The sequence below is a fragment of the Arthrobacter sp. YN genome (genome assembly GCF_002224285.1).
Classification (GTDB): domain Bacteria; phylum Actinomycetota; class Actinomycetes; order Actinomycetales; family Micrococcaceae; genus Arthrobacter.
Genome location: NZ_CP022436.1, coordinates 1,149,627 through 1,164,023 on the forward strand (window position 1 = coordinate 1,149,627; position 14,397 = coordinate 1,164,023).

General features: G+C 63.9%; 13 protein-coding genes, 1 tRNA gene and 1 pseudogene. 10 read left to right on the plus strand and 5 right to left on the minus strand.

Annotated features, from left to right (window positions below):
* The first annotated feature begins 51 nt into the window (after positions 1 to 51).
* Both CGK93_RS05340 and CGK93_RS05345 read left to right on the plus strand, forming a co-directional pair.
* Entirely contained in the window at positions 52 to 1,719 is a 1,668-nt protein-coding gene (locus CGK93_RS05340) for an ABC-F family ATP-binding cassette domain-containing protein (RefSeq protein WP_089593924.1), read from the plus strand.
* A complete protein-coding gene (locus CGK93_RS05345) occupies positions 1,716 to 3,629 on the plus strand; it encodes an ABC transporter ATP-binding protein (RefSeq protein ID WP_089593925.1) in 1,914 nt (637 codons plus the stop codon). Before CGK93_RS05340 ends, CGK93_RS05345 begins: the two co-directional genes overlap by 4 nt.
* Positions 3,630 to 3,636: 7 nt before the next feature.
* Here the strand turns inward: CGK93_RS05345 and CGK93_RS05350 are convergent, their stop codons facing one another.
* From CGK93_RS05350 to CGK93_RS05360, 3 genes are all read right to left on the minus strand, one after another.
* On the minus strand, positions 3,637 to 4,035 hold the full coding sequence (locus tag CGK93_RS05350) for an NUDIX hydrolase (protein WP_089593926.1): 399 nt from the start codon (positions 4,033 to 4,035) through the stop codon (positions 3,637 to 3,639).
* Positions 4,032 to 4,490, minus strand: coding sequence for a DUF6314 family protein (locus CGK93_RS05355; RefSeq protein ID WP_089593927.1), 459 nt, complete (start codon positions 4,488 to 4,490; stop codon positions 4,032 to 4,034). The genes CGK93_RS05350 and CGK93_RS05355 overlap by 4 nt, the downstream gene beginning before the upstream one ends.
* A 1-nt stretch (position 4,491) precedes the next feature.
* Positions 4,492 to 4,564 (minus strand) — tRNA-Arg (locus CGK93_RS05360).
* Positions 4,565 to 4,672: 108 nt separating this feature from the next.
* On the opposite strand from CGK93_RS05360, the gene CGK93_RS05365 reads away from it, so the two are divergent.
* Positions 4,673 to 5,494, plus strand: coding sequence for a DUF998 domain-containing protein (locus CGK93_RS05365; protein ID WP_089593928.1), 822 nt, complete (start codon positions 4,673 to 4,675; stop codon positions 5,492 to 5,494).
* 91 nt (positions 5,495 to 5,585) lie between these two features.
* On the opposite strand, the gene CGK93_RS05370 is transcribed toward CGK93_RS05365, so the two are convergent.
* A complete protein-coding gene (locus tag CGK93_RS05370; RefSeq protein ID WP_089593929.1) occupies positions 5,586 to 6,212 on the minus strand; it encodes a hypothetical protein in 627 nt (208 codons plus the stop codon).
* A gap of 33 nt (positions 6,213 to 6,245) precedes the next feature.
* On the opposite strand from CGK93_RS05370, the gene CGK93_RS05375 reads away from it, so the two are divergent.
* The gene (locus CGK93_RS05375; protein ID WP_089593930.1) at positions 6,246 to 7,091 is read left to right on the plus strand and encodes an inositol monophosphatase family protein; all 846 of its coding nucleotides are present in this window, start codon (positions 6,246 to 6,248) and stop codon (positions 7,089 to 7,091) included.
* Between the two features lie 88 nt (positions 7,092 to 7,179).
* Positions 7,180 to 9,723: a DNA helicase PcrA gene (pcrA, locus tag CGK93_RS05380; protein ID WP_089593931.1), complete on the plus strand. Its 2,544-nt coding sequence runs from the start codon at positions 7,180 to 7,182 to the stop codon at positions 9,721 to 9,723.
* 51 nt (positions 9,724 to 9,774) lie between these two features.
* Here the strand turns inward: pcrA and CGK93_RS05385 are convergent, their stop codons facing one another.
* A complete protein-coding gene (locus tag CGK93_RS05385) occupies positions 9,775 to 10,221 on the minus strand; it encodes a hypothetical protein (protein WP_157731613.1) in 447 nt (148 codons plus the stop codon).
* 22 nt (positions 10,222 to 10,243) lie between these two features.
* Here CGK93_RS05385 and CGK93_RS24555 point away from each other — a divergent pair.
* From CGK93_RS24555 to sucD, 5 genes and pseudogenes are all read left to right on the plus strand, one after another.
* Positions 10,244 to 10,375: pseudogene (locus tag CGK93_RS24555) on the plus strand (putative Ig domain-containing protein); the annotation flags it as partial.
* 284 nt (positions 10,376 to 10,659) lie between these two features.
* The gene (locus tag CGK93_RS05390; RefSeq protein WP_089593933.1) at positions 10,660 to 11,307 is read left to right on the plus strand and encodes a hypothetical protein; all 648 of its coding nucleotides are present in this window, start codon (positions 10,660 to 10,662) and stop codon (positions 11,305 to 11,307) included.
* A 22-nt stretch (positions 11,308 to 11,329) separates the two neighbouring features.
* On the plus strand, positions 11,330 to 12,019 hold the full coding sequence (locus CGK93_RS05395) for a hypothetical protein (RefSeq protein ID WP_089593934.1): 690 nt from the start codon (positions 11,330 to 11,332) through the stop codon (positions 12,017 to 12,019).
* A 264-nt stretch (positions 12,020 to 12,283) separates the two neighbouring features.
* Positions 12,284 to 13,453, plus strand: coding sequence for an ADP-forming succinate--CoA ligase subunit beta (sucC, locus tag CGK93_RS05400; RefSeq protein WP_089593935.1), 1,170 nt, complete (start codon positions 12,284 to 12,286; stop codon positions 13,451 to 13,453).
* A 12-nt stretch (positions 13,454 to 13,465) separates the two neighbouring features.
* The gene (gene sucD, locus CGK93_RS05405; RefSeq protein ID WP_089593936.1) at positions 13,466 to 14,368 is read left to right on the plus strand and encodes a succinate--CoA ligase subunit alpha; all 903 of its coding nucleotides are present in this window, start codon (positions 13,466 to 13,468) and stop codon (positions 14,366 to 14,368) included.
* Positions 14,369 to 14,397 lie beyond the last annotated feature (29 nt).

A 14,397-nucleotide genomic window follows, 5' to 3' on the forward strand; every position in this document is an offset into this window, starting at 1 on the left:
TGCGGGAATCGCGGCCTGAGTTTCTGCGTTTCCCTGCTGGAGGATAGACACATGACAGCAACCTTGGTGGCCAAGGATCTTGCCGGTGGCCACGGCCATCGCACCCTTTTTTCCGACCTCTCCCTGACCGTTGCGCCCGGCGATGTTGTGGGCGTCGTGGGCGCGAACGGCGCCGGGAAGTCCACGCTGCTTCGCATCCTTGCCGGTGTGGACCAGTCGCAAGCGGGCAGCGTCAGCCTGGCGCCGTCGGACGCATTTGTGGGCTGGTTGCCCCAGGAACACGAACGCACCGCGGGGGAGACCATCGCGGCGTACATTGCGCGCCGGACGGGGTGTGCCCAGGCCACCGTGGAGATGGAAACCACCGCCGAGGCCCTCGGGTCAGGGGCTCCCGGAGCAGATGACGCCTACTCCCTGGCCTTCGACCGCTGGATGGCCTCCGGGGCGGCGGACCTTGAGGACCGTATTCCGGCTGTGCTGTCCGATCTCGGTCTGGAACTGGGCGCCGACGCGCTCATGACAGGGCTCTCCGGTGGGCAGGCAGCACGCGTGGCTTTGGCCGCACTGCTGCTCAGCCGCTTCGACGTTGTCCTCCTTGACGAACCCACCAACGATCTTGACCTTGACGGTCTGGCCCGCCTCGAAGCTTTTGTCCAGGGCCTTCGTGGCGGTGTTGTCCTGGTATCCCACGACCGCGAATTCCTGGCCCGCTGCGTCACCACCGTGGTGGAGCTGGATCTGGCCCAGAACTCCGTGGCCGTGTATGACGGTGGCTACGAGGCGTTCCTCGAAGAGCGCGCCGTGGCCAAGCGCCACGCCCGTGAACGCTACGACGAGTTCGCCAACACCAAAGCAGACCTCGTTTCCCGCGCACGCACCCAGCGGGAGTGGAGCTCCCAGGGTGTCCGCAACGCCATGAAGAAAAACCCGGACAATGACAAAATCCGTCGCGCCGCGAGCAGCGAGTCGTCCGAGAAGCAAGCCCAGAAAGTCCGCCAGATGGAGTCGCGCATTGCCCGCCTGACCGAAGTGGAGGAACCACGCAAGGAGTGGCAGCTGCAGTTCAGCATCGGCCAGGCACCCCGCTCAAGTGCCGTCGTCGCCACCTTGCGTGACGTCGTCGCGCGCCAAGGCGACTTCACGCTGGGACCGGTGAACCTCCAACTCAACGGCGGCGAACGCATCGGCATCACAGGCCCCAACGGCGCCGGTAAATCGACACTGCTGCGCCTGTTGCTTGGAACGCAGGAACCGGACGACGGCGATGCCTCCATGGGTGCCTCCGTCGCCGTCGGCGAAATTGACCAGGCACGTGGACTGCTCGACGGCGGGCAGCCGCTTGGCGACGCCGTCGAAGCCGTGCTGGTGGACTGGAACAGCGCCGATGTCCGGACGCTCCTGGCCAAGTTCGGGCTGAAGGCCGACCACACCTCGCGCACAGTTGATTCGTTGTCCCCAGGGGAGCGGACACGTGCGGCCCTTGCGTTGCTGCAGGCCCGCGGCGTGAACCTGCTGGTGCTGGACGAGCCCACCAACCACTTGGACCTCCCGGCGATCGAGCAACTCGAAGAGGCGCTGGAAAGCTACGAAGGCGCACTCCTGCTGGTGACCCACGATCGCCGGCTGCTGGAAAACGTGCGGCTCGATTCACGCTGGCACCTTGACAACGGTCAGGTCCAGGAACTGCACCACACCCCCAGCCAGGAGAAGCAACCATGAGCATGGACCGCGTGGCCTGGAGCTCGCTGTACAACATCACCACTGCCAAGAGCGGATCCAAGCCGTTCTCCAAGGAAACCCTGAAGCGGGTCATGGCCTTTGCCGCCCCGCACAAGGGCAAGCTCATTGCCTTCGTGATCGCTTCCATCGCAGGTGCGTTCCTGGCTGTCGCCACGCCCGTGCTGGCAGGCCAGGTGGTTGATGCCATCATCGCCAACGCCGGGGTGGGAACGGTCATTTGGCTTGCGGTCCTGATCGCCATCGTCGCCGTGGGCGAGGCCGGTGTGGGGCTGGTGACCCGCTGGCTTTCCTCCATCATTGGCGAGGGCGTCATTGTGGACCTCCGCACCCGCGTGTTCGACCACGTGCAGCGCATGCCCATCGCATTCTTCACCCGGACGCGGACCGGTGCCTTGGTCAGCCGCCTGAACAACGATGTCATCGGGGCGCAGTCCGCCTTCGCCGGCACGCTGTCCGGCGTCGTCAGCAACGTGGTGGCTTTGGTCCTGACCCTGGTGGTCATGTTGAACACCTCCTGGCTGGTCACTGTGCTGGCCATGGTGTTGCTGCCGATCTTCCTGATCCCGGCCCGGCGCATGGGCTCCAAACTGGCCGACCTCCGCCGTGAAGCTGCCGCGCACAATGCCGCCATGGGCACCCAAATGACCGAAAGGTTCTCTGCCCCGGGCGCCACGTTGGTGAAGCTGTTTGGCCGCCCGGACGAGGAATCCCGTGAATTCGCTGAGCGGGCAGGCCGGGTCCGGGACATCGGAATCCGGACTGCCATGCTGCAGTTCACGTTCGTCACGGCCCTGACGCTGGTGTCGGCGCTCGCCTTGGCCCTGGTCTATGGCCTGGGCGGTTGGCTGGCGCTTGGCGGGCAGCTTGCCCCGGGCGATGTTGTGGTCCTGGCTCTCCTTCTCACCCGGCTTTACGCCCCACTGACAGCTCTGTCCAACGCCCGTGTGGAAATCATGAGCGCCTTGGTGAGTTTCGAGCGGGTCTTTGAAATCCTTGACCTGAAGCCGCTGATCACGCAGAAGCCTGACGCAGTTTCCGTGCCCGCGGGCCCCGTGGCCGTGGAATTCGACGACGTCCGGTTCTCCTACCCCTCCGCCGAAAAGGTGTCGCTGGCTTCCCTGGAGGACGTTGCCACCCTGGATACCCGTGGCGGAGAGGAAGTCCTGCACGGGGTCAGCTTCCGGGTTGAACCTGGACAGACCGTAGCCCTGGTGGGTTCCTCCGGCGCCGGCAAGTCCACCGTGGCCCAACTGCTCTCACGCTTGTACGACGTCGACTCCGGCGCGGTGCGCCTTGGTGGACAAGTGCCAGGAGCCGGTGTGGACGTTCGCGATCTCAGTTTCGATTCCCTGCGGGACACCATGGGCATGGTGACCCAGGACGGCCACCTCTTCCACGAAACCATCGCCTCCAACCTGCGCCTCGCCCGGCCGGATGCCACCGAAGATGACATGTGGGATGTGCTCCGGCGGGCACGACTGGAGCCGATGATCCGGTCCCTGCCCGATGGCCTCGAAACCGTGGTGGGGGAGCGCGGCTACCGTCTTTCCGGCGGCGAACGCCAACGGCTCACCATCGCCCGCCTGCTCATCAAGCAGCCCCGCGTGGTCATTCTCGATGAGGCCACAGCAGCGCTGGACTCCACCAACGAAGCCGCAGTCCAGGCGGCCCTGGGTGAGGCACTTGAGGGGCGTACCGCCGTCGTAATTGCGCACCGGCTGTCCACCATCCGTGCGGCCGACGCCATTCTGGTGGTGGAGGACGGCAGGATCGTGGAGCGCGGCACGCACACCGAACTGCTGGCCGCCGACGGACGCTACGCCGAGCTGTACCAAACGCAGTTCGCTGAGGCCACGGCGGTGGCACAGGAAGCTGTCCCGGAGCTGTAACCCTTTTTTACGTGAGCAGCGGGATGACGTGATCCGTCAGCAGAGGCGCCAGATCGCTGGGCAAAGGCCCGTTGAGGTCCAGCCAGCGGATCTCGGCAATCTCCGCTGAGGGGTGCGCTTCCCAGGTTCCAGGGGCCGTGAAAACGGTGGCCTCGATGTTCGTCGCCGCTTCGTTGGCAGCGACCGCGAGCCAGACGCCCAGCGGCTGGAGCACGTCCGGCGCTACCTCGATGCCCACTTCTTCATACAGTTCCCGCGACGCTGCTACAGCCGCCGTCTCGCCGGGCTCCGGCTTGCCGCCAGGATGCATGAATTTGTCGGTGCCACGTTTCCGGACGGTCAACAGCTGGCCAGCTTGGTTGTAGACGCAGACGGCGCTGACAATGATCAGGTCTGTGGCGGTCACCCTTGCCTCCCGGCATCGATGCGGACCAGGTGCGATTCCAGCAGGAGATCCTTCGCCGGTCCGTGGACATCCCAGGTAAAGCTGAACGAATCCGGACCGCGGTAGATGTAGTTGACGCGGTAATCGTCGGGATCGCACCAGTGCTTGTCCTGATGGCCCTGCTCGGAGAAGCTCATGGCGTGGAAGGGCCTGCCGTCGGGAAAGAACACGTCCATTGAATCCGCTGTGGCGCCTGGTGTGAGGACGTACTCGCGGAAAGCCGGGCCGGAATGGGAAGGCCAGTGCATGGTTCCGTCTTCGCGGTAGTCCAGTCCGCCGTCGGGATTCAAGGAATAGCGCACGACGCCGGTAAAGGTACCGTTGGTGCCTGAGGCGCGGTCCAGGAGGGTTCGCTCCACACTCCAGCTGCCGGCCAGGTAGGCCTGCAAGTCCTGGGTGGGTTGCTGGTGATTCAAGTGCCCTCGATTGGAATCGAACCAACGACACCGGCTTTAGGAGAGCCGTGCTCTATCCACTGAGCTACGAGGGCCTGTATGTCCATGGCTCTGAATCCCACTGCTGGAGCTCAGGGGCCCGGACACGACTACAAGCATACAAGCTGCCGGGGCGCTGCCCGAACAACGCTAGGCTGGCGAGCATGACAGGGCCTTCCACTGCACCGGCGCAGGCCGGATCGTTCTTTCCCGACCTCCGTAACATCCGGGCCAACATCGGCGGGTGGGCGCAGTTGAGCGTCGTCCAGTACTTCGTGGCCGAGGCCGCCGTGATTCAGGCGTGGGCGGGTCCCGAGCCCTACAGCCGGGCCACCGGATATATCAGCGACCTCGGAGCAGTGTCCTGCGGTGTGTACGAGGACCGGGCCGTGTGCTCGCCGTTGCACGTGCTGATGAATGCCTCGTTCGTGGTGCAGGGTCTGGCCCTGGTGCTGGGTGCGCTGTTCCTGACCGCGGGGCTTCTGTGCGTCGCGGCAAAGCCTGGTGTGGCGGCCCGCCGATTCCGGTCCGTTGCTTCTGGGTATCCGAATCCATCTGGGGCTGGGGCCGTTCCGGCCCGCGTGCTGACCGTGCCGTGGATTCTGGCTGTGGCCGTCCGTGTCCTCACCGGAGTGGCCGGCGTCGGAACCGTCATTGTTGGCCTGGTGCCCGAAGACCTCGGCTCGCCCTGGCATTTTGCGGGTGCACTGATGTTCTTCATCGGTGGTGGATTCGCACTGCTGCTGTTGGGCATCCTGTGGTTCCGGCAGACACCGATGAGTTGGTTCCTTGGCGTGTGCGGCCTGCTTTGTATCGGTGCGCTGATTATCGGCGGGCTCACTGGGATGGAGGTGCCCTTGCCCGGGCTCTTGGAGCGGTTCATGGGGTATCCGGTGACCGTTGGGCTGGCTGCCGCCGGTTTGGTCATCGCCCAACGGGTGCACACGGAACGGAAAGCAGCACGGTTGCGCGTGGGCTCACGCTGAGGGTGGTGCGGCGCTGGTGAACGAGTGGTGCGCCTGACGGGTAGTGGTGCGGAACCGTACCGCGATGCCAGCGAACAGGCCGGACCAGGTGTCAGGAGGGCTTTGCGCTCTTCCGTCCCAGGAAAACAGCCAGCACGCCGCACCCGAGGCTGACCAGGAACAGTACCCACGACGCAACGGTCAGCGAAGAGGCCAAAGCCACCGAACCGGCGTCGGGCGCGTCCGAAGCCAGCATCGAATCGATGGCGACGTTGGACCACAGATGAGCCACGGCGAACAGCATCGGAGCCGCCCACATGGCCCAACGCCATGACTTCCGGGCAACGTTGGTGCCTATGAGCAGGAGCCAGCTGAAGCCGAAGATCAGTGGAAACAGGGTGCCTGCGGTCTTATGCACGTAGTTCAGTTGGCCGCGCGCGGATTCGTCCATGGCCCCGCGGAGCTGGCTGACGTATTCCTGCGAGAATCCGCCGATCAATGAATCCGGCATAGCCAAGCCGCCTGAGAGCTGGGTCATCTGGTTCAACGTCAGCAGGTGCAGGTACCAGAACAGGAACAAGCTGGCCACCACGCCCGCGATCACGATGAGCTTGGAGTTGCTCTGCGCCTTCTGCGGGGTGCGCTGGGTGGTGGTGTTGATCACGGGAGGCAGCGTGTGATCAGGAACCACTGCCTTTGCTCCGTGCTTCTTGATGCGCTGGGCTGGTGTCTTGGCCATGTCATTCATTATCCCGCCACCTAAGCTGGAACCATGACCACCGGCAGGCACACAGCAACTGAACTCGATCCAACACTGAATGACTACCAACTGGCCAGCGCGCTGGTCCGTGAGGCAGGCCAGTTGGCGCTGCTCATGCGGATGGGCGGCCTGCAGGGCGAACGCAAGACCTCGGTGTCCGACGTCGTCACTGCGGCCGATCACGCAGCCGAGGCTTACGTCCTGGAACAGTTGCGGCGCTGTCGGCCGGAGGATGGCATCCTTGGCGAAGAAGGTGCGTCCGTGGCGGGAACGAGCGGCCGGACCTGGGTGATCGACCCCGTGGACGGCACCTATAACTTCCTGCACGGATCCACCTATTGGTGCTCGGCGATCGCCCTCAAGCGGGACGGCTCCGACCATGGAACCAACCCCGTTGCCGATCCGGACGTGCTGCTCGGCGCCATTTACCAGCCCGAACTGGACAAGCTGTGGCTCGGCGGGGAAGAACACTCCGCGACGTTGAACGGCGAACCGATCTCCGGCTCGGGTGACCGTGCCGTGGGTGAGATCAGCGCTGCCACCTATATTCACCCCACCTGGCTGGCGGATCCCCGCGCGGCAATGCCTTGGCACGCCGCTGCGGTCACCGCGGCGTCCCTGCGCATGTTCGGTTCGGGTTCGTGCGACCTCGGCCGCGTAGCCGACGGCGAACTAGGCTGCTGGTTCCAGCACAGCTGCCCGGAATGGGACTGGTTGCCCGGAAAAGCGATCGTCCGCGCAGCAGGCGGGGACACCGCCGTCGTGAAGGTCAACGGACTGAACTGGTTCGTCGCTGGAGGCCCGACGGCGGTGCGCGAGTTGAGTGCCGCACTGGCCTCAGTTCCCCAGTTTGCTTAGTCGCTGAGGCGTTTGAAGCGTCGATGGGCGGGGGCCGACGACCCGGCGCCTTATTGTGTCGGGGCCACCGCCTAGACTGGTAGGCACCATGGATATGTTGTTTGACCCCTACGCAGACGGACCCTTCAAAGCAGGCACCAAAGCCGCAGTCAAGGCTGCCCCGGAGCTTTCCCACCCGGGGGGAGGCGCTGCCGGCGCCCGCCTCCAAGGGGGCAGCAGTGGGTCGTCGGACACTGCTGAGGGGCCGGCATCGGGAGGATGGGGCAACACTGGTGGGTCGGGACTTCCGTCTGCCGATGCACTCCTGCAGGGGCTGAACCCGCAGCAGGAAGAAGCCGTCAAACACGCCGGCAGCCCCTTGCTGATCGTGGCCGGTGCGGGATCCGGCAAAACCCGTGTCCTCAGTAACAGGATCGCCTACCTGATCGCCACGAAGCGAGCCCACCACGGGGAAATCCTGGCCATCACCTTCACCAACAAAGCGGCAGCGGAAATGCGGGAACGCATCGAAGCCTTGGTTGGCGGCCGGGCCAAAGCCATGTGGATCTCCACGTTCCACTCCTCCTGTGTCCGCATCCTGCGCAGGGAAGCCACCACGGTGGGCCTGAATTCGAACTTCTCCATCTACGACTCCGCGGACTCCCTGCGCCTGATCACCCTGGTAGCCAAGAACCTGGATCTCGATCCCAAGAAGTTCGCGCCCAAGGCCATCCAGCACAAGATCTCGGCGCTCAAAAACGAGCTGATCGACGCTGATTCGTATGCCTCCACCGCGAATTACAACGACCCCTTCGACACCGCGGTCGCCGAGGTCTTCAAGGGCTACACGCAGCGCCTCCGCCAAGCCAACGCCATGGACTTCGACGACCTCATTGCCGAGACCGTCTACATGTTCCGGGCCTTTCCCGCGCTCGCAGAGTCCTATCGGCGCCGCTTCCGGCATGTCCTGGTGGATGAGTACCAGGACACCAACCACGCGCAGTACGCCTTGGTCCGGGAAATCGTGGGAGTGGGAACGGACAGCAACGTCCAACCCAGCGAACTGACTGTGGTGGGCGACTCCGATCAGTCCATTTACGCGTTCCGCGGCGCGGACATCCGCAACATCGTGGAGTTCGAGGCCGACTACCCCAACGCCCGCACCATCAAGCTTGAGCAGAACTACCGCTCCACCCAGAACATCCTCAGCGCCGCCAACTCGGTGATCTCCCGCAACCCCAACCGCCAGGAAAAGCGCTTGTGGACCGCCGAGGGCGATGGCGAGAAAATCGTTGGCTATGTGGGCGAGAACGAGCACGATGAAGCCCAGTTCATCGCCAAGGAAATCGACCGCCTGCAGGACGAGGAAGGCCTGCGCCCGGGCGATGTCGCCATTTTCTACCGCACCAATGCCCAGTCCCGTTCCATCGAAGATGTGTTGGTCCGCGTCGGCTTGCCGTACAAAGTCGTGGGCGGCACCCGCTTCTATGAGCGCAAGGAAATCAAGGATGCCTTGGCCTACCTTCGCGTCCTGGTGAACCCGGATGACGACGTCAACCTGCGCCGTATCCTCAATGAACCCAAGCGGGGAATCGGTGATCGGGCCGAAGGCGCCGTAGCTGCCTTGGCAGAACGCGAGCGGTCCTCCTTCATGGCTGCCGCCCGCCGTGCTGACCAAGCGCCCGGAATGGCCAGCCGTTCGGTCAACCTGGTCCTCGGCTTCGTGAAGCTGATGGATGATCTGGCCGAGGTCGCGTCAGGTTCCGGTGCCGCTGCCGCACTGGAAGCTGTCCTGGAGCAGACCGGGTACCTCGCCGGGTTGCGGGCAAGCACCGATCCGCAGGATGAGTCCCGAGTGGAAAACCTCGCCGAACTGGTGGCCGTGGTCCGTGAGTACGAGCGCGACAACCCGGAAGGTTCCTTGGGGGAGTTCCTGGAACAGGTCTCCCTGGTAGCGGACGCCGACCAGATTCCTGATGCGCCCGGCGCTGACATCGACGCCGCCGTGGCTGAGGCAAAGCGCATGGGCGTAGTCACGCTCATGACCCTGCACACCGCCAAGGGACTTGAGTTTCCGGTGGTCTTCCTGACCGGCATGGAGCACGGGATCTTCCCGCACCAGCGCTCAGCCACAGACCCCAAGGAACTTGCGGAAGAACGCAGGCTCGCCTACGTGGGCCTCACCCGCGCCCGCAAGCGGCTCTATGTCACACGGTCCGAAGTCCGCAGCATGTGGGGCCAAAGCCAGTACAACCCTGCCAGCCAGTTCCTCGAAGAAATACCCTCCGAACTGGTGGAGTGGAAGCGCGAAGGCATGAGCCGCCAGGCGGGCGGTTGGGGCAGCGCCCCCATCGGTTCCAATCGCTATGGCGGTTCGTTCTGGGGAGCGGGCACCTCACGCGGTGCTGCCGCCAGCCCCACTGCAGGGTTCGACGCCGACGTTCCTGCCGCCGTCGCACGCAACAGGGTGCAGCCGCAGAAGGAAGTCATTTCCGTGGTGGTGGGTGACAAGGTCAACCACACGAGCTTCGGCAATGGCGTAGTGTTGGGTGTCGAAGGCGCTGGCGATAAGACAGTGGCCAAGGTGAAGTTCGACGTCGGCGAGAAGCGCCTGCTGTTGCGGTACGCGCCGCTGACCAAACTGGATGCTTGATCTTTGCCGGCATCCGGCCTCCGCTGCTATTGTCCTGATCTCCTTCCCGGCCTAGACTGACCGGGCGTTGCACTGGGGCCGACGTCTGTTTGCTGCCCCACCTTGCAACGCCAAAATGGTTGTATTCCTGTGGGGGAGGACGCGCGTGGGCGCTTTTGTTGGGGAACGTCGATTATTGGCTAAGGCCGCGAGGCTGCTGCTGGTTGGGGCCGTGGTGATCGCCATGGCGCTCCAGTTCGCTCCGCCTGGGACAGCCGATGCGGAGCCGTCAGCGTCGTCCAGCGAGCCGGCAGTAACCGCCAGTCCGACGGCGACCGGCAGCGCCACTCCCAGCCCCACAGCGAGCCCGACGGCCAGTCCGACGCCGACAGCCAGCGCGAGCCCCTCAACCCCCGACGCTTCACCGGCGACCCCGTCACCAACCGTCAGCCCTGCAGAAGCCCAGGCACCCACCGTCGAAAAGGCCGTCATCGAGGCATCAGCCCCGTTGTCGGTCAAGATCAGCGAGGACCTCGCTTTCGTGGGCAAACCGTTTGAGGCTCAGCTCCAGGTTGACGGCGGGACCGCCCCGTACACCGTTGTGGCGACCGATGTCCCGGCAGGTTTGGTTTTCGACTCCGCGACCCTGAGCTTCACAGGAACACCTACAGAGCTGTACAGCCCATCGCCGTCGGTCACTGTTTCAGACTCATCGGATCCTCAACAAACACTGACTGAACAGATAAACATCGACGTCAAAAGCTACTACCCGCCGAGCGTCTACGTGTCGGATGCCGAGCTTCTGCCGGGCATGGGCACGTTCGACGACGGTGTGGTGGGGTGGCACTACGACGAGTTCCTTCAGTACTCCGGGGTAGACCGTGAGCACGCCCGGATCTCATTGGTCTCGGGGCAACTTCCCCGGGCCTTGAGCTCGGCGAAGCATCGGTTTCCGGAGTGCCGACCGCTGCGGGTACCTATGGATTTATCCTCCGTGTCCAAGACCGTTTCGGTTCCTCGGACAGGACGTCCAGCATCATCGTCCATGCCTTGGGAATGCAGACCACTGGTTTTGACGTTCCGCCGGCTGTGTTGGGTGAGCCCTATTCCGCCAAGATCGCGCAAGCCACCGGGGGAGTGGCCCCCTACGTTTATGGCTATTCCACGCGGAGGCATTTTGCCGGTGGTCTGTCGTCGAGCGATCCCTGGCCTGAGGGTTTGGAGGTGGATACGAACGGATTCCTCACGGGGATACCCACCCGCGTTGGCAGTTTTAGTATTGCTGTGTGGGTCCGCGACTCTGATCAGCTGACGCAGCGCATTTTCTGGACAACCGTGACGGTCCTGGCTACCCGGCCACCCGCGGAGAACCCGCCGCCAGCAGTTCCAGCACCGCCTGCGGCGGTGACTCCGGCAGGAGCGGTGGTCCCGGCGTCGGGCGCTGAACTTACCAACGCTGACCTTACCGGCGTTGAACTCGCGGCGACCGGCTTGGAGTCCGGACGCCTGAACGCCACGCTGTGGGCTGCCGTGGGTCTGCTGGCTGCGGGCGCTGCCCTGACGGCCATCAACAGCCTCAGGCGCCGGCGAAGCAGCCCGGTGTGAGGCAACCGGCATAATTGGTGGCATGCGACGGACTGTTCTGGGGATTCTTGCTGCCGCGCTCTTGGTCTTGACCACAGGGTGCTCCTTCGCCACCGAGGATCCGGACTACGTTCCTCCGGCCCCGTTGGCGCCCCTCGAACAGTTGCAACGGGTTCCCGTTACCGAGCAGACCACCCTGGCAGCGGGCGAGGATGTCACCGCCTTCGTCACCAAGGACCGAACCATCGTGTGCGCCCTGACATCTTCCAGGGGTGGGCACCTGAACCTGCCCTACGAGGCCAATTCCTACTCGGACGCAGCCAACAACAAGTTCGCCGTCGTCCCGGTGGCTCATTGCGAACTGGCGAAGTATGCCAAGCCGGACCTGACCGACATCGCCGACGACTGCGCCGGAACGGGACTGGGCTACCTCGGCGGCACGGTCCTCCTCTCGCCGGACAAAGCCGTCTACGGCTCATGTCGTTCCGGCGTAACACAAATGGAGTCGGAGTTTGGGCCCAAAGGCAGCCGCAACGGGCCCATCTCCAAGCTGCGGGAGTTGGCCGATGGGCAGAACGTTGAGCGCAACGGTTTGCGCTGCTCGGCCTATAACGGCGGTGTTGCCTGCGGAAACGTCTCCGGTGGTGTGGCATTCTTCGTCACTCCCGAGGGGTACCAGTTGATTTCCGACGGCGGCAAAACAGTCACGGGGAACCTGAAACAGGCGGACTGATGCCGGACGGACGGCCGGCGAACGGCCCAAAAACCGCGTCATTCTGCGGTTTTTCTACAGGCGATAGAAGTGTAAGGTTACTCACTTAACAGGTAGTGTGTAGCTGGCGGGACTCCTCATAGGGCTAAAGTTCCGAGAGGACCTTACGCAATGTGACCGGCTTCAATCCTGGTTGTTACCGCGTACTTTCCGCAGCTGGCTATCGCGGTCATCGCGGTTCCCGGCTGAATAGAAAACTACTTCGACGTAGAAGGACACTAAACCGTGGACCTGTTTGAATATCAGGCGCGCGATATGTTCGAAGCGCACGGTGTACCCGTGCTCGCCGGCATCGTGGCGCACACTCCTGAAGAAGCAAAGGCAGCTGCCGAGAAGATCGGCGGCGTAACTGTCGTCAAGGCACAGGTTAAGGTTGGTGGCCGCGGCAAGGCTGGCGGCGTCAAGGTTGCCAAGACTGCCGAAGAGGCGCTTGAGCACTCCACCAACATCCTGGGCATGGACATCAAGGGCCACACCGTCAACAAGGTGATGATCGCCCAGGGCGCCGACATCGCCGAAGAGTTCTACTTCTCGGTCCTCCTGGACCGCGCCAACCGCAACTACCTGGCCATGTGCTCCGTAGAAGGCGGCATGGAGATCGAGCAGCTTGCTGTCGAGCGCCCCGAGGCCCTGGCCAAGATCGCCATCGACCCCGCTGTGGGCATCGACCAGGCAAAGGCTGACGAGATCGTCGCAGCTGCAGGTTTCGCTGAAGAACTGCGCGGCAAAGTGGCCGACGTCATTCTGAAGCTGTGGGACGTCTTCAAGAAGGAAGACGCAACCCTGGTTGAGGTCAACCCGCTGGTCCGCACCGGCGCAGGCGAGATCGTTGCCCTCGACGGCAAGGTCTCCCTGGACGAGAACGCTGACTTCCGCCACGTGCACCACGCCACGCTGGAAGACAAGGACGCAGCTGACCCGCTCGAGGCCAAGGCCAAGGCGCAGGACCTCAACTACGTCAAGCTGGACGGCGAAGTAGGCATCATCGGCAACGGCGCCGGTCTTGTGATGTCCACCCTCGACGTCGTCGCTTACGCAGGCGAGAACCACGGCAACGTCAAGCCCGCCAACTTCCTGGACATCGGCGGTGGAGCTTCCGCCGAGGTCATGGCCAACGGTCTGGACGTCATCCTTGGCGATTCCCAGGTCAAGAGCGTGTTCGTGAACGTCTTCGGTGGCATCACTGCGTGTGACGCCGTGGCAAAGGGCATCGTGGGTGCACTTGCTGAGCTTGGTTCCTCCGCGAACAAGCCGCTGGTAGTCCGCCTCGACGGCAACAACGTTGAGGAAGGCCGCCGCATCCTGACCGAGGCCAACCACCCGCTGGTTACCCTGGCCGCCACCATGGACGAGGGCGCCGACAAGGCTGCCGAGCTCGCCAACGCAGCTAAGTAAAGGGACGCGACAATGTCTATCTACCTCAACAAAGACTCCAAGGTCATCGTTCAGGGCATCACCGGCGGCGAGGGCACCAAGCACACCGCCCTGATGCTCAAGGCCGGCACCAACATTGTTGGTGGCGTCAACGCCCGCAAGGCCGGCACCACGGTCCTGCACGGCGACAAGGAAATCAACGTCTTCGGCACCGTCAAGGAAGCCATCGCTGAAACCGGCGCAGACGTCTCCATCGTCTTCGTCCCGCCGGCATTCACCAAGGACGCCGTTGTTGAAGCCATCGAAGCCGGCATCGGCCTCGTTGTGGTCATCACCGAAGGCGTTCCGGTTCAGGACTCCGCCGAATTCTGGGCACTGGCCCAGTCCAAGGTTGACGCCGACGGCAAGCAGATCACCCGCATCATCGGGCCGAACTGCCCCGGCATCATCACCCCGGGCGAAGCCCTGGTTGGCATCACCCCGGCGAACATCACGGGCAAGGGCCCCATCGGCCTCGTGTCCAAGTCCGGTACCTTGACCTACCAGATGATGTATGAACTCCGCGACCTCGGCTTCTCCACCGCGATCGGCATCGGTGGCGACCCCGTCATCGGCACCACGCACATCGACGCCCTGGCTGCGTTCGAAGCTGACCCCGAGACCAAGGCAATCGTCATGATCGGCGAAATCGGTGGCGACGCTGAAGAGCGCGCAGCCGACTTCATCAAGGCCAACGTCACCAAGCCGGTTGTGGGCTACGTTGCCGGCTTCACGGCTCCCGAGGGCAAGACCATGGGCCACGCAGGCGCCATCGTGTCCGGCTCCGCTGGCACCGCACAGGCCAAGAAGGAAGCTCTCGAAGCTGCCGGCGTGAAGGTCGGCAAGACGCCGTCCGAGACCGCCAAGCTGCTGCGCGAAGTTTTCGCAACGCTCTAGCATTGCTGCCGTAAGGCACCTGAAGTACG